The sequence below is a fragment of the Cupriavidus plantarum genome, assembly GCF_905397285.1.
In the GTDB taxonomy this organism is placed as follows: domain Bacteria; phylum Pseudomonadota; class Gammaproteobacteria; order Burkholderiales; family Burkholderiaceae; genus Cupriavidus; species Cupriavidus plantarum.
The window spans coordinates 195,911-216,581 of the sequence record NZ_CAJPUX010000003.1 but is presented as its reverse complement, the minus strand read 5'-3'; the positions used below and the strand labels follow the sequence as shown (position 1 = coordinate 216,581).

At 66.8% G+C, this 20,671-nt stretch carries 18 protein-coding genes; 7 read left to right on the top strand and 11 right to left on the bottom strand.

Annotated elements, in window-relative coordinates:
* Positions 1-18: 18 nt before the first annotated feature.
* On the bottom strand, positions 19-681 hold the full coding sequence (locus tag KHP16_RS15670; protein WP_115952747.1) for a DedA family protein: 663 nt from the start codon (positions 679-681) through the stop codon (positions 19-21).
* A 127-nt stretch (positions 682-808) separates the two neighbouring features.
* Here KHP16_RS15670 and mutL point away from each other — a divergent pair, with 127 nt between their 5' ends.
* From mutL to KHP16_RS15655, 3 genes are read left to right on the top strand one after another with little or no spacing between them, the layout of a single operon-like run.
* Positions 809-2,833, top strand: a complete 2,025-nt coding sequence (gene mutL, locus KHP16_RS15665) for a DNA mismatch repair endonuclease MutL (RefSeq protein ID WP_211960638.1) — start codon at positions 809-811, stop codon at positions 2,831-2,833.
* A gap of 8 nt (positions 2,834-2,841) precedes the next feature.
* Positions 2,842-3,780 (top strand): tRNA (adenosine(37)-N6)-dimethylallyltransferase MiaA, encoded by a 939-nt coding sequence (miaA, locus tag KHP16_RS15660; RefSeq protein ID WP_244835830.1) that lies wholly within the window; start codon positions 2,842-2,844, stop codon positions 3,778-3,780.
* A gap of 30 nt (positions 3,781-3,810) precedes the next feature.
* Complete coding sequence (locus tag KHP16_RS15655) at positions 3,811-4,320, top strand: GNAT family N-acetyltransferase (RefSeq protein WP_244835829.1); 510 nt, start codon at positions 3,811-3,813, stop codon at positions 4,318-4,320.
* 18 nt (positions 4,321-4,338) lie between these two features.
* Here the strand turns inward: KHP16_RS15655 and KHP16_RS15650 are convergent, their stop codons facing one another.
* From KHP16_RS15650 to KHP16_RS15610, 9 genes are all read right to left on the bottom strand, one after another.
* Entirely contained in the window at positions 4,339-5,583 is a 1,245-nt protein-coding gene (locus KHP16_RS15650) for a Zn-dependent hydrolase (RefSeq protein WP_179593151.1), read from the bottom strand.
* An 18-nt stretch (positions 5,584-5,601) separates the two neighbouring features.
* Positions 5,602-6,672 carry a histone deacetylase family protein gene (locus tag KHP16_RS15645; protein ID WP_109580185.1) on the bottom strand — a complete coding sequence of 357 codons (1,071 nt, stop codon included), beginning with the start codon at positions 6,670-6,672 and terminating at the stop codon, positions 5,602-5,604.
* Between the two features lie 32 nt (positions 6,673-6,704).
* On the bottom strand, positions 6,705-7,004 hold the full coding sequence (locus KHP16_RS15640; RefSeq protein WP_109580184.1) for a cupin domain-containing protein: 300 nt from the start codon (positions 7,002-7,004) through the stop codon (positions 6,705-6,707).
* Between the two features lie 18 nt (positions 7,005-7,022).
* Positions 7,023-8,285: a 4-aminobutyrate--2-oxoglutarate transaminase gene (gene gabT, locus KHP16_RS15635; RefSeq protein WP_109580183.1), complete on the bottom strand. Its 1,263-nt coding sequence runs from the start codon at positions 8,283-8,285 to the stop codon at positions 7,023-7,025.
* Positions 8,286-8,343: 58 nt separating this feature from the next.
* Entirely contained in the window at positions 8,344-9,981 is a 1,638-nt protein-coding gene (locus KHP16_RS15630; protein WP_121491267.1) for an ABC transporter ATP-binding protein, read from the bottom strand.
* A gap of 37 nt (positions 9,982-10,018) precedes the next feature.
* On the bottom strand, positions 10,019-10,858 hold the full coding sequence (locus KHP16_RS15625; RefSeq protein WP_109580182.1) for an ABC transporter permease: 840 nt from the start codon (positions 10,856-10,858) through the stop codon (positions 10,019-10,021).
* The gene (locus tag KHP16_RS15620) at positions 10,855-11,859 is read right to left on the bottom strand and encodes an ABC transporter permease (protein WP_109580181.1); all 1,005 of its coding nucleotides are present in this window, start codon (positions 11,857-11,859) and stop codon (positions 10,855-10,857) included. The genes KHP16_RS15625 and KHP16_RS15620 overlap by 4 nt, the downstream gene beginning before the upstream one ends.
* 80 nt (positions 11,860-11,939) lie before the next feature.
* Complete coding sequence (locus KHP16_RS15615) at positions 11,940-13,547, bottom strand: ABC transporter substrate-binding protein (RefSeq protein WP_109582560.1); 1,608 nt, start codon at positions 13,545-13,547, stop codon at positions 11,940-11,942.
* A 131-nt stretch (positions 13,548-13,678) separates the two neighbouring features.
* A complete protein-coding gene (locus KHP16_RS15610; protein WP_211960637.1) occupies positions 13,679-15,025 on the bottom strand; it encodes an ArgE/DapE family deacylase in 1,347 nt (448 codons plus the stop codon).
* Positions 15,026-15,122: 97 nt separating this feature from the next.
* On the opposite strand from KHP16_RS15610, the gene pdxR reads away from it, so the two are divergent.
* On the top strand, positions 15,123-16,730 hold the full coding sequence (pdxR, locus tag KHP16_RS15605) for a MocR-like pyridoxine biosynthesis transcription factor PdxR (protein WP_183084690.1): 1,608 nt from the start codon (positions 15,123-15,125) through the stop codon (positions 16,728-16,730).
* A gap of 70 nt (positions 16,731-16,800) precedes the next feature.
* Here the strand turns inward: pdxR and purM are convergent, their stop codons facing one another.
* Entirely contained in the window at positions 16,801-17,853 is a 1,053-nt protein-coding gene (purM, locus tag KHP16_RS15600) for a phosphoribosylformylglycinamidine cyclo-ligase (RefSeq protein WP_115952751.1), read from the bottom strand.
* A gap of 215 nt (positions 17,854-18,068) precedes the next feature.
* Between purM and KHP16_RS15595 the strand changes: the two genes are divergently transcribed.
* From KHP16_RS15595 to KHP16_RS15585, 3 genes are all read left to right on the top strand, one after another.
* Complete coding sequence (locus tag KHP16_RS15595) at positions 18,069-19,139, top strand: AI-2E family transporter (protein ID WP_109580177.1); 1,071 nt, start codon at positions 18,069-18,071, stop codon at positions 19,137-19,139.
* Positions 19,140-19,186: 47 nt separating this feature from the next.
* On the top strand, positions 19,187-19,894 hold the full coding sequence (gene hda / locus KHP16_RS15590) for a DnaA regulatory inactivator Hda (protein WP_109580176.1): 708 nt from the start codon (positions 19,187-19,189) through the stop codon (positions 19,892-19,894).
* Between the two features lie 102 nt (positions 19,895-19,996).
* The gene (locus KHP16_RS15585) at positions 19,997-20,671 is read left to right on the top strand and encodes a histidinol-phosphatase (protein ID WP_109580175.1); all 675 of its coding nucleotides are present in this window, start codon (positions 19,997-19,999) and stop codon (positions 20,669-20,671) included.

Sequence of the window (20,671 nt, the reverse complement as noted above, 5' to 3'; positions counted from 1 at the left end):
CCGATGGCCCCGTTCTCTTTAGCGGTCCGCGGAGGCGCGGCGCTTGTTGCCGCGCACCAGGCGCCACAGGCCGCCGAGCACCAGCGGCACGACGGCGGCGCCGATACCGGCGAGCACGATCAGGTTCAGGTACTGCTTGATGAACGGCAGGTTGCCGAAGAAGTAGCCCGCGAACACCAGGCCCACCACCCACAGCAGCGCGCCCAGCACGTTGAACAGCTGGAAGCGCGCGAACGTCATCTGCGACACCCCGGCCACGAACGGCGCGAACGTGCGCACGATCGGGATGAAGCGCGCCATCACGAGCGTCTTGCCGCCGTGGCGTTCGTAGAAATCGTGCGTGCGGCGCAGCGCCTTCTGGTCAAGGAACCGCCATTCATGCTCGAACACCTTGGGCCCGATCCAGCTGCCGACCATGTAGTTGACCGTATTGCCGCTGATGGCGGCCACGAGCAGCAGCCCCGACAATACCCATTCGTTCATCGCGCCGGTGGCGCACATCGCGCCCGCGATAAACAGCAGCGAATCGCCGGGAAGGAACGGCAGCACGACCAGGCCGGTTTCGGCGAACACGATCGCGAACAGGATGCCGTACACCCAGACGCCGTAGTCCTGGACGAACTGGCCCAGGAATTTATCGACGTGGAGCACCATGTCGAGCAGTTGCAGTACGGTATCCAAATCAGTCCTCACTCCAGATGAAGGTGCCCATCATACAAGAGCGGCCGGGCCGCCAGCGCACTTGCGACCCTGCCGCGCGCGGTGGCGCTGCCCAAGAATGTTCGGACGCGCACGTATAATTGCCCGCATGCCAGCCGACGCCTCCCCATCCGCCCAACGCGCCCAGCCTGCGCGGCCCATCCGGCCCTTACCCGACCAGCTGATCAGCCAGATCGCCGCCGGCGAAGTCGTGGAGCGGCCGGCCTCCGTGGTCAAGGAACTGCTCGAAAACGCGCTCGACGCGGGCACGAGCCAGCTCGGCATCCGGCTCGAGGAAGGCGGCGTCCGGCGCATCGTCATCACGGACAACGGCTGCGGCATCCCGGCCGACGAACTGCCGGTGGCGCTGATGCGCCACGCCACGAGCAAGATCGCCTCCCTCGACGAACTCGAGGCCGTGCTGACGCTCGGCTTCCGCGGCGAGGCGCTGGCCTCGATCGCATCCGTCTCCCACCTCGTGCTGACCAGCCGCACCGCGGACGCGCCGCATGCATCGCAGGTCAGCGCCGACTCCGGACAATTACAACCGGCGTCGGGCGGTGTCGGCACGATGGTCGACGTGCAGCACCTGTACTTCAACACGCCAGCGCGCAGAAAGTTCCTCAAATCGGAACAAACGGAGCTTGGCCACTGCCTCGAGATGGTCCGGCGCGTCGCGCTGGCGCGGCCCGACGTCACGATTTCTGTCCACCACAACGGCAAGCCGCTCGAACACTGGAACGCGGGCGACGTGGCCACGCGCACGGCACAGGTGCTCGGCGACGAGTTCGCGCGGGCGCGCCTGCCGCTGGACGAGGAAGCCGGCACGCTGCATCTGTACGGCTTTGCGGGCCTGCCTACCGCCTCGCGCGGCAGGCCGGACCAGCAGTACTTCTTCGTCAATGGCCGTTTCGTACGGGACAAGCTGTTGAACCATGCGGTGCGCAGCGCCTATCAGGACGTGCTGCATGGCGACCGGTTTCCGTCGTACGTGCTGTGCCTCGACCTGCCGCCCGAGATGGTGGATGTGAACGTGCACCCGTCCAAGATCGAGGTGCGCTTCCGCGAATCGCGCGCGGTGCATCAGTTCGTCTATCACGCGGTGCAGCGCTGCCTGGCGCGGCAGGCTGGCGAACAGGGCGACAGCCTGCATACCGATGCGGGAGCGGACGGTCTTGCGGGCGGGATGCCGATGCCCGCGGCGCGGCCGATCGGCGGCGCCGGACCGGGTGCCGGCGCTGCGCCGCAGTGGATCAACTACTCCGCGGGCCGCCAGACCGAGCTCGGCATCGCGCAGCCGCGCCAGGCGTACCTCGGCATGGTCCGTGACGCCACGGGCGGCGGCCGTGGCTACGCGGGCAACGGCGGAGCCGTTTCCGAAGTGGGCGCGGGCGGGTATCTGCCCGCGTCGCGCCCGCCGGCATGGCTGGCCGATGCGCAGGCCGCGCGCGCGGACGATCCGCCCGGGCTGCTCGACGGCATGGGACGCGTCTCGGGACCCGGCCGCGCACCCGGCTTCGGCGTGGAGGACGGCGCAGGCGCGGATGACGCGCATCCGCTCGGCTACGCGATCGCGCAACTGCACGGCATCTACGTGCTCGCGCAGAACGCGCGCGGGCTTGTGCTCGTCGATATGCATGCCGCCCACGAGCGCATCCTGTACGAGCAGATCAAGACGGCGCTCGATGAGCGCGAGCTGGCGGTGCAGCCGCTGCTGATTCCCGTGACGCTGCCAGCGAGCGCGGTGGAAATCGGCGCCGCCGAGGAGCATCAGGACACGCTGCGCCAGCTGGGCTTCGATATCGCGCCGGTCTCGCCGACCACACTCGCCGTGCGCGCGATCCCCGCGCTGCTCAAGCAGGCCGATGCCGAGGCGCTGGCGCGCGACGTACTGCGCGACCTTCATGCCTACGGCGGCTCGCGCGTGCTCGTCGAACGGCAGAACGAATTACTGGCCACGCTGGCATGCCACAGTGCCGTACGGGCGAACCGCAAGCTTACGGTCGAGGAAATGAACGCGTTGCTGCGGGAGATGGAGCAGACCGAGCGCGCCGATCAGTGCAATCACGGCCGGCCCACCTGGGTGCAGTTATCGGTCGCGGAGCTCGATCGGCTATTCCTGCGCGGCCAGTGAGCGCACCCGTGCAACACCCTCCGATCGTTTGCCTGCTCGGCCCCACCGCGTCCGGCAAGACCGCCGCCGCGCTGGCCCTTGCCCAACGCGCGCCGATCGAGATCATCAGCCTCGACTCCGCACTGGTCTATCGCGAGATGGACATCGGCACGGCCAAGCCGACGCGCGCCGAGCTCGATGCGGCGCCCCATCACCTGATCGATATCGTCGATCCCGCCGACAGCTATTCCGCCGCGCAGTTTGTCGAGGATGCCCAACGGCTGATCGAAGACATTCGCGCGCGTGGCCGCCTGCCGCTGATCGTGGGCGGCACGATGCTTTACTACAAGGCGCTGACACAGGGGCTCAACGATCTGCCGCGCGCCGATGCCGCGATCCGCGCCGAGCTCGATGCGCTCGCGGCCGCGCGTGGCTGGCCCGCGCTGCACGCGATGCTCGCGGAGGTCGATCCCGTCACGGCGGCGCGGCTCGCGCCCAACGACGCGCAGCGCATTCAGCGCGCCCTCGAGATCCATCGCCTGACGGGACAACCGATGTCCGCGCTGCTCGCGCGAGAAGCCGCCGCACGCACGTTCACGGGCAGTGCCGATGCGCGCTTTCGCGTCATTGCGCTGGAACCGTCGGACCGCGCCGTACTGCATGCGCGCATCGCCGCGCGCTTCGATGCGATGCTCGAACTGGGGCTGATCGACGAAGTCAAGCGCCTGCGCGCGCGCGGCGATCTGCATCCGGGGCTGCCGTCGCTTCGCTGCGTGGGCTATCGGCAGGTGTGGGAGTACCTCGATGGCGAGTGCGACTACGACACGATGCGCGAGCGCGGCATCGTCGCCACGCGGCAACTCTGCAAGCGGCAGATTACGTGGCTGCGGAGCACGCCCGAGCGCGTGACGGTGGACTGCCTTGCGGGCGATTATGTGCGGCAGGTTGCCGATATCGCGTTTGCATGACGACTCTCTGAACCCCTTCCCAAGGCCGACATGACCGACATGGCTCACAACGGTACGACTTCCTGCACGCTGCGCCCCGCCACCGCCGCCGATAGCGCAACGCTGTTCCGCCTGATCTCGGCGCTGGCCGAGTACGAGAAGCTCACGCATCTCGTCGAGGCGACGCCCGAGAAGATCGAACAGGCGCTGTTCGGCGAGCGGCCCCATGCCGAGGCCGTTATCGCAGAGGTCGAAGGCGGGCAGGCGGTCGGCTTCGCGCTGTTCTTCCATAACTTCTCGACGTTCCTCGCCAAGCCGGGGCTCTACCTCGAGGATCTGTTCGTCGAGCCCGCATGGCGTGGCCATGGCATCGGCAAGGCGTTGCTGCGCCATCTCGCGTCGCTCGCCGTCGCGCGCGGATGCGGCCGCTTCGAGTGGTCGGTGCTCGACTGGAACCAGCCGTCGATCGACTTCTACGAGGCGATGGGCGCGGACGTGATGCCCGACTGGCGCATCTGCCGCGTGACCGGCGACGCGCTCACGCGGCTCGGGTCCGCTTAGGACATCACCGGGGCGGTCTCACCGACCCGCCCGCGCCAGCATCGCGCCGAGCAGCACGTTCGCGCCCGCCGCGAGATGCTCGGGACGCGCGTCCTCGATCTCGTTATGGCTGATGCCGTCCTTGCACGGCACGAAGATCATCGCCGTCGGCGCCACGCTCGCGATGTACACCGCATCGTGCCCCGCGCCCGTCACGATATCCTGATGCGTGTAGCCGCGCAGGGCCGCTTCTTCCCGCACGCGCGCGACGAGCGCGTCCGCGAACGGTGTCGGCGGGAAGTACTGGACATCGACGATCTTCACGTCGAGCGCGGTGCCCGTGGTCGCTCCCGATTGCAGCCGCGCGCAGGCGTCGCGGAAGCGCGCATCCATCGCGGCGAGTTGGGCCGCGTCCTGATGGCGCAGATCGACCGAGAACGTGACCGCGCCCGGAATGACGTTGCGCGACGACGGATGAACGTCCACCACGCCCACCGTGCCGCGGCCATGCGGCGCGAAGTCATTCGCAATGCGGATGACCTCCTGCATCAGGAACGTGGCGCCGTACAGCGCATCGCGCCGCAGCGGCATCGGCGTGGGGCCCGCGTGCGCCTCCATGCCCGTCACCGTCACGTCGTACCAGCGCAGGCCAAGCGAGCCCGTGACGACGCCGATCACGTTGTCTTCGGCTTCCAGGATGGGGCCCTGCTCGATATGCGCTTCGAAGTAGGCGCCGATCGCGCGGCCACCCACCGGCAGTTCGCCCGCATACCCGATCGCACGCAGCTCGTCCGCCACCCGCTTGCCCGCCACGTCGGTGGCGGACAGCGCCACCTCGAGCGGGAACTTGCCGGCAAACACGCCCGAACCCATCATCACGGGTACGAAGCGCGTGCCCTCTTCGTTCGTCCAGATCGCAAGCTCGAGTGGCGCTTCGGTCGTCACGCCACGGTCGTTGAGCGTGCGCATCACCTCGAGCCCCGCCAGCACGCCGAAGCAGCCGTCGAACTTGCCCCCCGTGGGCTGCGTGTCGATATGGCTGCCGGTCATGACCGGCGGCAGGCTGTCGTTGCGACCGGCGCGGCGGCCGAAGATGTTGCCGACCTGGTCGACCGTCACGGTCAGCCCCGCCTCGCGCATCCAGCGCGTAACGAGGTCCCGCCCCTGCCCATCGAGCGCGGTCAGCGCGAGCCGCGCGTTGCCGCCCTTCGGTGTGGCCCCGATTTCCGCGAGGGCCATCAGCGATTGCCACAACCGGTCGCCATCGATCCGCATCGTCGTCATATCTTGCTCCTCGTTCGATCAGACGGTGGCCGGCACGAAGCCGGCAAGGAACGCCTCGAGCGCGAGGCCGATGGCATCGACCTCGTAGCCGCCCTCCTGCACGACCACGGTCGGCACGCCCAGCGCATGGATGCGTTCGCCGATGCCGCGATAGGCATCGAGACCCACGCGCAGCACGCTGATGGGGTCGTGCTCGTAGGTATCGAAGCCGAGCGCGAGCACGAGGGCCTGCGGACGATAGTCGCGCAGCGCGTCCAGCGCGCTGTCGAGCGCCGAGAGGAACCCCGCATCCGCCGTGCCATGCGCCAGCGGAAAATTGAGGTTATAGCCGTAGCCCGCGCCGTGGCCGCGTTCCGTGGCATAGCCCGTGTAGAACGGGTAGTAGCCGTTGGGGTCCGCATGCAGCGAAATCGTCATCACGTCGGAGCGCTGATAGAAGATCTGCTGCGTGCCGTCGCCATGATGGGCGTCGACGTCGAGCACGGCGACCTTGTCGAAGCGTTCGAGCAACGTCTGCGCGGCGATGGCCGAGTTGTTGACGTAGCAGAACCCGCTCGCGCGATCCGTGTGGGCGTGATGGCCGGATGGGCGGCATAACGCGTAGGCAAGCCCGCCCGCGTCCGGCGCGGAGACATGCCGCGCCGCGGCCACCGCGCTGTGGGCGGACCGCTCGATGGACCGCCAGCTATGGGGACCCAGCGGACAGCTGAGGTCGCCGAGGTAATAGCCGGTCTGCGCGATGATGCTGTCGGAGGGGCACGGCGCTCGGCGCGTCTGGTCGATGCGGCCGCTGTGGTACGGCGACAGGTTCGGCAGCACCTCGATGCCGGGATCGAGCGTCGGCGAGGCAAGCGCGGTCCAGCGCGCATAGGCCGTGGACAGGAAGTCGAGATAGGCGGGACTGTGGACCGTCTCGAGCGGCGCGCGTCCGTAGTCCGGCGGCGCGGTGACGGCGATCGCCCGCGCGGCCAGCGCGCGTTGCAGCGCCGCCGCGCGCGCGGGGACGTCGGTGGGCTCGCACAGCCGGCCGACGCGCATGAATTGCCGGGGCTGGTGCGATAACTGGTCATCCGAGAAGAAGGCGCGCATGGTCGGTGGCATAGTAGGTTGGTGTGCGGTCGTCAGGCGCCGGGCGCGGTCTTGAACTCGATTTCGACGAACACGCATTCGCCATCGTGGCCGTTGATCACGTTGTGTTCCACGCCCGCTGACCGGTAGTACGCGCGGCCCGCGACGAGCTCGCTCGTGACCTGCCCCGCGGGCGTTTCCAGCAGCAGCGGGCCGGTCGTCATCGGCACGACCACGTAGTCGTAGCCATGGCGGTGGTGGCCCGTTTCCGCGCCGCGCGCGAAGCGCCATTCGGTGACGATCACGCGTTCGTTGTCGACCTGCACGGTCGGGACTGCCTGGGGTCGGGTCATCGTTGTCTCGGTGTGGAGTTATCGTGTAAGAACGTCTTCGAGGATGTCGAGGCCCTCGTTCATCACGGCGTCCGGAATCGTCAGCGGGAACAGGAAGCGGATGACGTTGCCGTACACGCCGCACGAGAGCAGCAGCAGGCCGCGCTCGAGCGCACGGTTCTGGACCTCGCGCGTGAACTCGGGATCGGGGCTGCCATCGGCGCGGCGGAACTCCACGGCAACCATGGCGCCGATGCCACGGACCTCGGCCATCTGCGGCACGCGCGGCTTCAGGCTCTTGAGTCGCGTCACGAGCCGCTCGCCCAGCGCCGCGCCGCGCGGAATCAGTTGTTCGGACTCGAGCACGTCGAGCACGGCCAGCGCCGCGGCGACGGCAAGCGGATTGCCCGCGTAGGTGCCGCCGAGCCCGCCGGGCGCGGGGGCGTCCATGACTTCCGCGCGCCCGCATACTGCCGACAAGGGCATGCCGCCCGCGAGGCTCTTCGCCATCGTCGTGAGGTCGGGCGCCACGTCGTAATGCTCCATCGCGAACAGCTTGCCAGTGCGGCCAAAGCCTGTCTGCACTTCATCGGCGATCAGCAGGATGCCGTGCTCGTCGCAGACGGCGCGCAGCATGCGCACGAACTCGGGCGGCGCCACGTTGAAGCCGCCTTCGCCCTGCACCGGTTCGAAAATGATCGCGGCGACGCGCCGTGGATCGATATCGGCCTTGAACAGATGCTGAAGCGCCTTGCTGGCATCCTCCACGGTCACGCCCTGGAGCGGCGACGGAAACGGCGCGTGATAGACCTCGCCCGGGAACGGACCGAAGCCCACCTTGTAGGGCGCCACCTTGCCCGTGAGTGCCATGCCCATCATCGTGCGGCCATGGAAGCCGCCCGAGAACGCGATCACCCCGGGGCGGCCCGTTGCCGCGCGCGCGATCTTGATCGCGTTCTCGACCGCTTCCGCGCCCGTGGTGAAGAAGGCCGTCTTGCGTGCCGAGCGGCCCGGCGCGCGCTGGTTGATGCGTTCGGCCAGTTCCACGTAGCTCGCGTACGGCACGATCTGATAGGCCGTATGTGTAAAGCGTTCGAGCTGCGCCTGCAATGCGGCCACGAGCTTAGGATGACGATGACCCGTGTTCAGCACCGCGATACCGGCCGCGAAATCGATATACCGCTTGCCTTCGACGTCCCAGATCTCCGCATTCTCGGCACGCTCGGCGTAGAAGTTGCACATGACCCCTACCCCGCGTGGGGTGGCGGCATCCTTGCGGCGCAGCAGTTCGGCGTTCTTCATGTATGGTCGCTCCAGATATGAGGGTGTGTCGCGTTGTTGTATGTGGCGTTGTGATGTATCAGGCGGCGGCGCGGACGCGCGTCGGATCCCATTCCTTGCCGGGAATCGCGTCGATCAGCCGGCGCGTGTAGTCATGGCGCGGCGCATCGAAGATCTGCCCGGGCGGCCCTGACTCGACCACGCGTCCGCGATGCATGACGATGACCTCGTGGCAGATCTGCGCCGCCACGCGGAGGTCGTGCGTGATGAAAATCAGCGCGATATCGAGCCGCTTCTGCAGGTCGGCGAGCAGCGCGAGCACCTGCGCCTGCACGGACACGTCGAGCGCGGACACCGATTCGTCGGCGACGAGGACGCGCGGCTCCAGCGCCAGCGCGCGCGCGATGCCGATACGCTGGCGCTGCCCGCCCGAAAACTGGTTCGGATACCGGTCGAAGGCCGAGGCCTCCAGTCCCACCAGTTCGAGCAGTTCGCGCGTCCGCGCATAGGCCGTCTCGCGCGGCACGCCGCTGGCGATCGGACCGTCGGCGATGATGCGTCCCACGGTGTGGCGCGGATTCAGCGAGGCGAACGGGTCCTGGAAGATCATCTGCACCGCGCGGCGCATTGGCCGGAACTGGCGCTCCGACAATCGCGCAAGGTCGTGTCCGTCGAAGAGAATTTCCCCCGCATCGACGCCGGTCAGCTTGAGCAGGCACTTGCCGATGGTCGATTTGCCCGAGCCCGATTCGCCGACGATGCCGAGCGTCTCGCCGCGGCGCACCCGGAAGCTCACGTCGTCGACGGCATGGGTCACGCGTTTCTTCGCGAACAGCCCGCCGCCGGAAACATATGTCTTGCGTAGGTTGCGCACTTCCAGCACCGTGCCATCGTCCGCATGGGCGCCGTCGCGCGCGCGGCCGTGCGGCACCGCGCCGATCAGGCGGCGCGTGTAGGGATGCCGGGGGTCGTTAAGCACCTGCTCCGCGGTGCCGAGTTCGACGAGCACGCCCTTCTCCATCACCGCGACGCGATCCGCGATTTCCGCCACCACGCCGAAGTCGTGCGTGACGAACATCACACCCATGCCCTTCTCAGCCTGAATGCGGCGGATCAACGCGAGGATCTGCGCCTGCGTGGTGACGTCGAGGGCGGTGGTGGGCTCGTCAGCGATGAGCAACGCCGGCTCCAGCGCCAGCGCCATCGCGATGACCACGCGCTGGCGCTGGCCGCCCGACAAGCGGAACGGATAGCTGTGCACGATCGTGGCCGGGTCCGGTAAGCCCACGAATGCCAGCAACTCGAGCACGCGGCGCGCGCGGGCCTCGCCCGGATACTCGCGATGCACGCGCATGACTTCCGCGATCTGGTCGCCAATCGTCATGACGGGATTCAGCGCGGACAGCGGCTCCTGGAACACCATCGCGATGTCCTTGCCGCGCATGCCGAGCAGCGTGTTCTCGTCCTGCGCGAGCAAGTCGCGGCCCCGGAACAGGATCTGGCCGCGCTCGGGCTTCAGATACGGCGGCAACAGGCCCATGATCGCGTTCGCGCTCATCGACTTGCCGGAACCGGATTCGCCGACGATGCACAGGATCTCGCCGGCATGCAGGTCGTAGGAGATATCGCGTACCGCGTAGGGCCGATCCCCGCCGGCGGGCAAGGCGATGGACAGGTCGCGGATCGAGAGCAGGGGCTCGGCGTGAAGAATTGTCATGGGCTTCGTTTCGCTCATCGCTTATGTACTCGCTCGCTCATTCGCCCCGGCGGCGCAACTGGGGATTCATGGCATCGTTGAGCCCCTCCCCGATCAGGTTGATCGCCAGCACCGTGAGCAGGATCGCCACGCCGGGCCAGACGCTCATCCACCACGCCTCGCGGATCATCGTGCGCGCGGCGCCGATCATGAATCCCCAGCTCATCATGTTGCGGTCGCCGAGACCGAGAAACGACAGCGCCGACTCGGTCAGGATCGCCGTCGCCACCATGAACGAGGCGGATACGATGATCGGCGACATCGCGTTGGGCAGAATCTGCGTGACGATGATCCGTAACGGACGCTGCCCGATCACGACGGCCGCCTGCACGAACTCGCGCTGCTTGAGCGTGAGGAACTCGCCGCGCACGAGCCGCGCGACGGGCGGCCACGACACCACCGAGATCGCGCCGACAATCGAATAGATCGACGGGTTGAAGATCGCGACGATGACGACGGCCATCGCGAGCTGCGGGATGGTCTGGAAGAATTCCGTGAACCGCATCAGCGCGTCGTCGATGCGGCCGCCGCAATACCCGGCTACCGCGCCGATGAGCACGCCGAACACGAGCGCGACCGCGGTCGAGATCACGCCGACCAGCAGCGACACGCGCGCGCCATAGAGCAAGCCTGCGGTGATGTCGCGTCCGAGCATGTCGGTACCGAACGGATACGCCATGTCGGCGAAGGGATGGATCAGCGGGTCCGCCACCATCATCCACGGGGACTCTTCGTACAGCAGCGGAGCCAGGAAAGACACCGCCACCACGGCGAGCAGCACGAGCAGGCCCGCCACGGCGCCGGCGTTGCGGCAATAGCGTCGAAAGAACGATGTCATGCGGCGGCCTCCCTGCCCCCGACGGCGATGCGCGGGTCGATGAAGCGATAGAGAATGTCGGTGGCGAGGTTGAAGACGACCACGAGCGCCGACGTCACGAAGAAAATGCCCAGCAGCAGCTGATAGTCGCGCTGCAGCAGCGCGTCGAACATCAGCCGGCCAATGCCGGGCCACGAGAACACCGTCTCCGTCAGCACCGCGCCCCCGGCCATCTGGCCCAGCTGTATACCCGCGAACGTGATGACGGGCAGCAGCGCGTTGCGCAGCACGTGCACGCGAATCACACGCCGGGCGGGCACACCTTTCGCGCGCGCGGTCTTCACGAAGTCCATGCCCATGACCTCGAGCATCGAGGCGCGCGTCAGCCGCACATACACGGCCATGAAGAAGCAGCCGAGCGAGACGGTCGGAAGCACCATATGCAGCGCGATGTCCTGCACGCGCGCGAGGCCCGTATAGCCCGCGCCCACCGACTCCATGCCGAACGCGGGCAGCCAGCCGAGCACCACGGAGAAGAGGATGATCGCCATCAGGGACAGCCAGAACAGCGGCGTGGCGTAGAGCAGCAGCGCCCCGGACATCACGGCGCTGTCGATCCAGCGCCGCCGGTTCTCGTATCGCGTTCGCGCGGCGATCACGCCGAGCAGCACCCCCAGCACGATCGAGAACAGGAACGCCCCGCTCATCAGCAGGAACGTCGCCGGCAGGCGGTCCAGAATCAGATCGAGCACGGGCAGGTGATTGCGGTACGAGTAGCCGAGGTCGAGGTGCGCCACCCCCTTCAGGTAGATCGCAAGCTGCGTGACGACCGGCTTGTCGAGGCCGAATTGCTCCCTCAACTGCGCCACGTAGGCGGCATCGCCGGCACCGGCCTCGCCCGCCATCACGGTGGCGGGGTCGCCCGGCGCCAGGCGGATCAGGAAGAAGTTGATGATCACCACGCCCAGCACGACGACGAGCGCCTTGCCGAGCCGGGACAGGAAGAAGGACAGGAAATTCACGGCGAACGCTCCGCGTGGAATCTGCGCATCGCAGCCGTCGCCGCCGCCCCTTGCCGGGACAGCGGCGACGGTTGCCGGGGCTAGTTCTTCTCGATCGATACGTTGTCGAACGACTCGTTGAGACCGATGGCGGTCGTCACGAGGTTCTTGACGTTCTTGCGATAGAGCGTGGGGAACTCGATCTCGAACAGGTTGGCGTTGGCCACGTCGTTCATGAGAATCCGCTGCACTTCGCTATAGAGCTTCTGGCGCTCGGCCGGATCCATCGTGATGCCCGCCTTGGTCCACAGCTCGTCCGCCTGCGGATTGTTGTAGCCCTGCACGTTCGCAAACGGCGTGCCCTTGACGATGTTGCGCGCCACGTACAGACGCTCCACGCCCAGCGCGGGATCGCCGTACTGGTACGTGTACGTGATGGTCATGTCGAAGTCCCAGTTGCCCACGCGCGCGGCCCACGTGCCCGCGTCGGCGGACTCGATGCTGACCTTGAAGCCCAGCGGCTCGAGCATCTGCTTCACGTACTCGTCCAGGCGGTCCCAGTTGGCGCCGTACGACGTCGCAAGGATCTTGACCGGATACTGGCCGACGTCCACGCCCGATGCCTTGATCTCCTCGCGGGCCTTCTTGAGGTTGAACTCGAACTGCGGAATGTTCTTGTCGAAGAACAGCGTGCTCGACGCGAACGGGCTCACCGCGGGCTTGCCCATGCCGAAGAAGATGTTGTCGACGATCAGCTTGCGGTTGAGCGCATGCATCACGGCCTGGCGCACCTTCACGTTGTTGAACGGCGGCTTGCGTTCGTTGAGCAGCATGCTCGCCATCGGCGCGAACATCTCCCAGCCCTTGGTCGTGTACTCGACGTTAGGCAGCGCGCGCAGGCGCTTGACGTCCACGTTGTCCACGTCGCCGCCGCGCAGCACCTGCACGTCGCCCTTCTCGAACGCGACCGCGCGCGAGGCGGAATCCGGGATGACATAGAACACGAGCTCGTCGAGGTAAGGCTTGCCTTTCTTCCAGTAGTTCGGGTTCTTGGCGAGCTTGATGTACGCGCCCTTCTTCCATTCCTTGAACATGAAGGGTCCCGTGCCGATGGGCTTCTGGTTGGCCGGGTTGTTGCGATAGTCCGTGCCCTCGTACAGATGCTTCGGCATCATCGGCATCGTGCCCGTCTCGAACATCGAGATGAACGGCGGGAACGGCTCCTTGAGCTTGATCTCGACCGTCGAGTCGTTGACCGCGCGGATCGACGCCATGTACTTGTTGATGACGGCGCGCGTGCGCACGTGCACCTCGCGCAGCAGCTTGTCGATCGAGAACACCACATCCGCCGAGGTGAACGGCTTGCCGTCGTGCCACTTGACGCCGCTCTGCAGCTCGAACGTGTAGGTCAGGCCGTCCGGCGAGATCTTCCACGACTTGGCGAGTTCCGGCTGCGGCTTCAGATCCGGCGAGTACGTCAGCAGGCCCTGATAGATCTTGCCGGCAATGTACTGCGTGGGCGCTTGCGAGTTCAGCGCGCTCACGAGAATCGGTGGCTCGGGCTGAACGATGCCGGACAGCGTGCCGCCCGCGGTCTGGGCGAAGGCGCTGGCGCTGGCGAAGCCCGCGACTACCGCCGCCGCGGCGATGACCATCGACATCAGGCTCCCCCTGATGTGCGTGCGCGTCGTGCTGCCGAGTGGTTTCATGGTGCGTTCCATCGGTCGAATCCTTTTTTTCTGACGAGTGATATGGACGAGTGAGGGCAACCGGCCGCGTTCGCTTGCGCGGGCGTCAGCCGGGAAGGACTTCAGGGGTGGAAAAGGAATGCGCGGTGCGGTCAGTCCACGGCGGGCTCCACGCCACACCAGTCGTGCAGGAACAGTGCGAACGTGGTCGCCACGCGCACCATGCTGTCGATCGACACCGATTCGTCGATCCCGTGGATATTGCGAGCCTCCGGTCCGTAGCACGTGACCGGCGTGTCGAGCGTCAGCCGGAAGTGACGGGCATCCGTGGTCGCGGTGGTCGCCTGCCGTGCGGGCGGCGTGCCATGGACTTGTTCATGCGCGCGCGCGAGCGCCTGCATGGGGGCATTGTCGAGATCGAACTCGCACCCCGGCGCATGGAAGCCTTCGTAGCGGATATTCAGCGTGAGATTGCTCGCGAGCCGTGCAACCGTATCGCGCACGCAAGCGGCGACCTGCGCCTTCGCGTCGTCGACGTTCATCTGCGGATAGAAGCCGATGCGCACGCCGAGCGTACACGTGCAGGGCACCGACGAATTCCACTCACCGCCCTGGATCTGCCCGAGATTGAAGTTGATCGGATGCGCGTGATCGCGATACACGGCAGGCCGGTTCTCGGGCAGGTTCCACTGCGCCTCGAGCTTGCGCAGGTCCGCCATCACCGCGATGCCCGCTTCGATCGGATTGACGCCGGTCGTCATGTACGCGGCATGCGCGGGACGGCCCGTGAGTTCGACGAACATCCAGAACACGCCCATCTGCGCGCTCATGAGTCCTTCCCCGAGCGGTTCGGGAATCAGCACCGTGTCGAACGACGCGAGCTTGCCCGCGCCCACCGCGCTGCGCAATGCGGCGACCGTCGCGAGCGCGCCGTTGCCGGTGTTTTCTTCCTCGAGCACCGCGTTGAAGCCGACCGCGCCGGCGGGCTGCACGCCGAGCGCCTTCAGCGCCTTGAACGCGGCCAGCGCGCAGACGATGCCCGCTTTCATGTCGCCGGCGCCGCGGCCGAAGAGCCAGCCGTCTTCGACATAGGGCGCGAACGGATCGCGGCGCCACATCGACGCGGGCCCCGTGGGCACGACATCGAGGTGGCCGTTGAACAGAACCGAGCGGCCGCCGCGCGTGGCGGGACGATGCGTGGCCAGCAGGTTGTAGCGGCCGCCATCGGGACAGCACGACGGCGAGTACAACGGGAGGTCCTTCAGCGCGGCGGTGTTCAGCACGATGTGTTCCGACGGCAGGCCGAGGTCCTGCAGCGCGCGCTCCATGACGTCGACGGCGGGTTGCTCGTTGCCCGACGGACTCGGCGCGGCCACGAGATCGGACAGCGTCTCCACCATGTACGGCACGAGTTCGCGAACGGCCTCCGCGATGGAGGACTTCGTCAGGTTCGTCGCTGATTTTGTCGCTGGGTTCGTAGCAACCGCGCTTTGCGTCATGAGCACTCCCGGAAAAACAACATCGGCATGGATGGAAAATTAGCCGATGGTTGGTACCATCGGTAGGTCCATGTCTTTAATTTTGCGCGGGGCCACTTTGAAAGAGACACTGCTTTCGGAATTGCTGCTGCAACGGCTCGAGCGTCCCGGTGGCGCATTGACGGGCAAGTCGAACGAGCACATGAATCGCCAGCTGTACGCGATCATCCGCGCGGAGATCCTTGCTGGTGCTGTGCCTGCGGGCAGCAAGCTGCCTGCGTCGCGCGCGCTCGCGAAGGACATCGGCGTGTCGCGGAACACGGTGCTATATGCGTACGAGCAGCTGCTCGCGGAGGGCTACGTCACCGCGTCGAGCGGAAGTGGCACCTTCGTGTCGCATACCGTTCCCGACCATCGTGCATTGCACAACGGCGGTGCGCACAATGGCACCATCCATGTGCCCGCCCCGCAGCCGGGTATGCATCCACACGCGAGCCGCTCCGCGCTCTCGCGGCGGGGCCAGCATCTGGTCTCCCACGCGAGCGCATCGGATCGCCAGTGGGGCGCATTCGTCGCGGGCGTGCCGGACGTCTCGCTGTTTCCGCATGGCGTGTGGTCGCGACTGCTGAACAAGCACTGGCGGCATCCGAGTCCGCAGCTGCTTACCTATGCGCATCACGGCGGCCACGCGCCGCTCAAGCAGCAGCTCGCCGAGCATCTGCGCGTGGTGCGTTCGGTGCGTTGCGAGCCCGACCAGATCGTCGTGACCACGGGCATCCACCAGGCCGTCGATCTGATCGCGCGGCTGCTCGCGGACCCCGGCGATCGCGCGTGGATGGAAGACCCAGGCTACTGGGGCACGCGCAGCCTGCTGCATAGCGCGGGTGTGGAGCCGATTCCGGTGCCCGTCGACGAGGAAGGCATCGCGCCGCAGGCCGCGGCGCTGCAGGATCCGCCGCGCTTCATCTTCGTCACACCGTCGCACCAGTATCCGCTCGGCATGATGATGAGCCTGTCGCGCCGGCGCATGCTGCTCGAGTATGCGCGGCAGCGCGGCGCGTGGATCATCGAGGACGACTACGACAGCGAGTTCCGTTTCGAGGGCCGTCCCGTGGCGTCGCTGCAGGGCCTCGACGAACACGACCGCGTGATCTACATGGGCACGTTCTCGAAGACGCTGTTTCCGGGACTGCGCATGGGCTTCATGGTCCTGCCCAAACCGCTCGCGCCGCATTTCGCGCTCGCGCTCTCCGAGCTGTATCGCGAAGGTCAGCTCGTGCAGCAGGCCGTGCTCGCGGACTTCATCGAGGAAGGCCACTACGCCACGCATATCCGGCGCATGCGGCAGCGATATGCGCAACGGCAGGCGCTGCTGCGCGAAGCCATTGCCGCCCGATTCGGCGCGGACTGGCCCACATCCACGCACGAGGCGGGCCTGCACATGGTGATGCACTTGCCGCCGGGCGCGGACGACCTCGGCATCAGCATGGCCGCGCGCACCCAGGGGCTGTCGGCGCGGCCGCTGTCGCGCTACTACACGGACGACACGCGCGCGCAGCAGGGCTTGCTGCTTGGCTATGCATGCGTGCCGGAGGCCGAGATCGCGCCCGCTTTCCGCAAGCTCGCCGAAGTCATCGAACCCGCGCTCGAACACCTTGCACGCACGCGCGAACCGCGCCGGCCGCTTGCCGCGCGCATCAGCGAGGAGGCATGGAGCGGGGCGTGAGCGGGCGATAAAAAAAGCCGGCTTGCGCCGGCTTTTCTTCTACGCGAATGCGTCGGGCTCAGTCGGTGGTTCAGACCACCACGGTCTGCGCCTGGCCTTCGGCACGCTCGCGGATCTCGCCGATCTGGTACACCGCTTCACCGGCGGCCTGCAGATGACGGATCGCGCGGTCGGCGTCGTCCTTCGACACGATCACGACCATGCCGATGCCGCAGTTGAACACGCGATGCATTTCGGCGTCGGCCACGTTGCCCTGCGCCTGGAGCCACTGGAACAGCGGCGGCAGCGTCCATGCATCCTTCTGGATCACGGCGGTCAGGTTGTCGGCCAGCACGCGCGGCACGTTCTCGGTCAGGCCGCCACCGGTGATGTGGGCCATGCCCTTGACCGGCAGCGTGTCGATCAGCGACAGCAGCGGCTTCACGTAGATACGCGTCGGCGCCATGATGGCGTCCTGGAGGCGCTGGCCATGGAAGTCCGCATTGAGGTCGGGACGGGACACCTCGATGATCTTGCGCACGAGCGAGTAGCCGTTCGAATGCGCGCCCGACGAAGCGAGGCCCAGCACGACGTCGCCCGGGGCGATCGTGGTGCCGTCGATGATCTTGCGCTTTTCCACCGCGCCGACCGCAAAGCCGGCCAGGTCGTACTCGCCGTCCGGGTACATGCTCGGCATTTCGGCGGTCTCGCCGCCGATCAGCGCGCAGCCCGACAGTTCGCAACCGTGGGCGATGCCCTGGATGACCGTCGCGGCCGTGTCCACGTCCAGCTTGCCGCAGGCGAAATAGTCGAGGAAGAACAGCGGCTCGGCGCCCTGCACGAGGATGTCGTTGACGCTCATGGCGACCAGATCCTGGCCCACGGTGTCGTGGCGGTTCAGCTGGAATGCGAGCTTGAGCTTGGTGCCCACGCCATCGGTGCCGGAAACGAGCACAGGCTCCTGGTATTTCTTCGACAGCTCGAACAGCGCGCCGAAGCCGCCGATGCCAGCCATCACGCCTTCGCGCATCGTGCGCTTGGCAAACGGCTTGATGCGGTCGACCAGCGCGTCGCCGGCATCGATGTCAACACCGGCGTCGCGGTAGGAAAGGCCTGCCTGGCCGGTGGGCGAAGATGCGCTCATGAGAGTCCTGCTTGACTTGGAATAGGTGGTCCGGACCGGCTCCCCCGGTCCCGTGTGACGCGGGAAGCAGGCAAGAGTCCAGTAGAATCGCGATTTTAACGGATACCGGCACCCGGCTTCCAGTACTGCCCGATTGCGTCGCCGAATGCGTCGCCGATGGCCAGTCAGAAGCCAGTCCGAATGCCTGCCCGCCCGCTTCGCCCATTGCCTCACCGATGAACGCCCCCCTGCTCTCGCAAGACGTCAAGCGGATCCTCGTCTGGATCGCCGCGGCGGCCGCGCTTTTCGCCGCCGTGCTGGCGCTGGCGCCCGTCCTGACGCCGTTTCTGTTCGCGTTCATCTTCGCGTACATCCTCAATCCGGGTGTGGACTGGCTGCAACGCCGGCGCGTGCCCCGTTTCATCGGCGTGACGCTGATGATCGGCCTCCTCGCGGTGATCCTCGTGCTGCTGGTGCTGCTGCTGATCGCCGTGCTGCAGCGGGAAATTCCCCAGCTGCGCGAACAGCTGCCCGCGCTGCTGCACAAGCTCAACAACGTGGTCGCGCCGCGCCTGGCGGAACTGGGCGTGCGGGTCCGCTTCGACTTTCCGGGCCTGCGCAGCATGCTGTCGGACCGCTTTTCGGCCAGCCCGGAAGACCTGCTGACGATCATGCTCAACTACGTGCGGGTCTCCGGTTCCGCGCTGCTGACGATCGGCGGCATGCTGTTCATCATCCCGATCGTCATGTTCTACCTGATGATGGACTGGCACATGGTCATGCGCCGTATCGAGCGCCTCGTGCCCCGGCGCTGGGTGCCGAAGGTGCGAGAACTGTCCAACGAGACCGATGCGCTGCTGTCCCAGTACCTGCGCGGCCAGATCCTCGTCATGGTCATCCTGGCCGCGATCTATTCGATCGGCCTGTCGGTCGCCGGCTTCGACGTGGGCGTGCCTGTCGGCATCTTCACGGGCCTGGCCGTGTTTATCCCGTATATCGGCTTCGGACTCGGGCTGGTGCTCGCGATCCTTGCGGCGCTGCTGCAATTCGGCAACTGGTACGGCATTGGCGCCGTCGCGGTGGTATACGGAATCGGTCAATTCGTGGAAAGCTTCTACCTGACGCCGCGGCTAGTGGGCGAGCGCATCGGGCTGCACCCGCTCGTGGTCATCTTCGCGCTGCTGGCGTTCGGACAGCTGTTCGGGTTCTTCGGCGTGCTGCTGGCACTGCCCACCTGCGCGGTGCTGCTGGTCGCGGCGCGGCAGGTCCGGCGTGTGTATATCGCGAGCGACCTGTATCGCAACTAATGACAGAACCGAGCCGCCCTCGCGTCGAAACAGAGCCTTCAACCGTCATGTCATCGCGTCCCAAGCAGCTATCGCTCGAACTAGGCCATCCGCCGCCGTCCACGTTCGAGAACTTCGTCGTGGCGTCGAACCGCGAGCCCCTGCAGCGCCTGCGCGAACTGCCGGGGGCCATTGCGGCCGAGCATGCCGACGACCGCCTGATCTACCTGTGGGGCGAAGTTGGCTCGGGCCGGACGCATCTGCTACACGCGCTGTGCGACGCCGGCTTCCATGCGGGCCTGAACTGCCGCTACCTGAGCCCGCACCACGCGCTCGCGGATTTCATCTTCGACCCGTCCTGCCAGCTTTATACGGTCGATGACGTCGAACTGCTCGACGAGGCGCGCCAGATCGCCGTGTTTTCGCTCTATAACGAAGTGCGCGCCCACGTTCGTACAGCGCTCGTCGTGGCGGGGGGCGCCGCGCCCCGCGCGATGCCTGTACGTGAAGATCTGCGCACACGACTGGGCTGGGGTCTCGTCTACCAGGTCGCGTCGCTGTCCGACGAGGACAAGATGGCCGCGCTGATCCAGGCCGCCCGCGAGCGCGGCCTGCAGCTCTCCCCCGAGATTCCGCACTGGCTCGTCACGCGGCACTATCGCGACATGCCCAGCCTGATGGCCCTGCTCGACGCGCTGGACACCTACTCCCTCGAACGCAAGCGCGCGGTAACCCTGCCGCTGCTGCGCGAGATGTTCGCCGAGTTGAGGGAATGAACAGCGGGAATGCACAGCGGCGGGAATGACCCTCGGTCCGCCCGCTCGCCTTAAAACGCCGCAACCGACCGGCTCATGCACCTTAAGGTAAAATCGCCGCCCATGAATCTGGCACTGTTTGACCTCGACCACACCTTGATCCCGACCGATAGCGACCACGAATGGGGCCGCTTCCTCGTCCGCATGGGCGTGGTCGATGAGGAATCCTATCGCCGCAAGAACGACGAGTTCTATGCGCAATACAAGGCGGGCACGCTCGACATCCAGGCGTTCCTGCGATTTGCGCTCGCGCCGCTGGCCGCGAACCCGCGCGACCGCCTCGACGACTGGCGCGGCCGCTTCATGCGCGAGGTCATCGACCCCGTCATCACGCCGCAGGCCCGCGCGCTCGTGTACAAGCACCTCGAAGCCGGCGACCTGTGCGCCGTGGTCACCGCCACGAACAGCTTCGTTACCGCGCCGATCACGGCCGCCTTCGGCATCAAGCACCTGATCGCGACCGAACCCGCGACCGTGGATGGCAAGCCGGAGAGCGCCTTTACCGGCGAAGTGGAAGGCGTGCCGAGTTTCCGGGAGGGCAAGATCACGCGCGTCGAATCGTGGCTCAAGAGCCTGGGTGCGCGCTGGGAAGACTTTGGCACCACGACGTTCTACAGCGACTCCGCCAACGACCTGCCGTTGCTCGAGAAGGTCAGCGACCCGATCGCGGCCAACCCGGACGACCGCCTGCGCCATCACGCCGCCGCGGCCGGCTGGCGCATCATGGACCTGTTCTGA

Excerpts from the sequence above, each read along its gene's own strand:
- KHP16_RS15650 (WP_179593151.1), bottom strand. The coding sequence starts at position 5,583 with ATGACGACGATGCGGATCGATGGCGACCGGTTGTGGCAATCGCTGATG.
- hda (WP_109580176.1), top strand. The coding sequence starts at position 19,187 with ATGTCATCGCGTCCCAAGCAGCTATCGCTCGAACTAGGCCATCCGCCG.
- KHP16_RS15625 (WP_109580182.1), bottom strand. The coding sequence starts at position 10,858 with ATGACATCGTTCTTTCGACGCTATTGCCGCAACGCCGGCGCCGTGGCG.
- KHP16_RS15615 (WP_109582560.1), bottom strand. The coding sequence starts at position 13,547 with ATGAAACCACTCGGCAGCACGACGCGCACGCACATCAGGGGGAGCCTG.
- KHP16_RS15630 (WP_121491267.1), bottom strand. The coding sequence starts at position 9,981 with ATGACAATTCTTCACGCCGAGCCCCTGCTCTCGATCCGCGACCTGTCC.
- KHP16_RS15655 (WP_244835829.1), top strand. The coding sequence starts at position 3,811 with ATGACCGACATGGCTCACAACGGTACGACTTCCTGCACGCTGCGCCCC.
- KHP16_RS15640 (WP_109580184.1), bottom strand. The coding sequence starts at position 7,004 with ATGACCCGACCCCAGGCAGTCCCGACCGTGCAGGTCGACAACGAACGC.
- gabT (WP_109580183.1), bottom strand. The coding sequence starts at position 8,285 with ATGAAGAACGCCGAACTGCTGCGCCGCAAGGATGCCGCCACCCCACGC.
- mutL (WP_211960638.1), top strand. The coding sequence starts at position 809 with ATGCCAGCCGACGCCTCCCCATCCGCCCAACGCGCCCAGCCTGCGCGG.
- KHP16_RS15595 (WP_109580177.1), top strand. The coding sequence starts at position 18,069 with ATGAACGCCCCCCTGCTCTCGCAAGACGTCAAGCGGATCCTCGTCTGG.
- KHP16_RS15610 (WP_211960637.1), bottom strand. The coding sequence starts at position 15,025 with ATGACGCAAAGCGCGGTTGCTACGAACCCAGCGACAAAATCAGCGACG.
- KHP16_RS15585 (WP_109580175.1), top strand. The coding sequence starts at position 19,997 with ATGAATCTGGCACTGTTTGACCTCGACCACACCTTGATCCCGACCGAT.
- purM (WP_115952751.1), bottom strand. The coding sequence starts at position 17,853 with ATGAGCGCATCTTCGCCCACCGGCCAGGCAGGCCTTTCCTACCGCGAC.
- KHP16_RS15645 (WP_109580185.1), bottom strand. The coding sequence starts at position 6,672 with ATGCGCGCCTTCTTCTCGGATGACCAGTTATCGCACCAGCCCCGGCAA.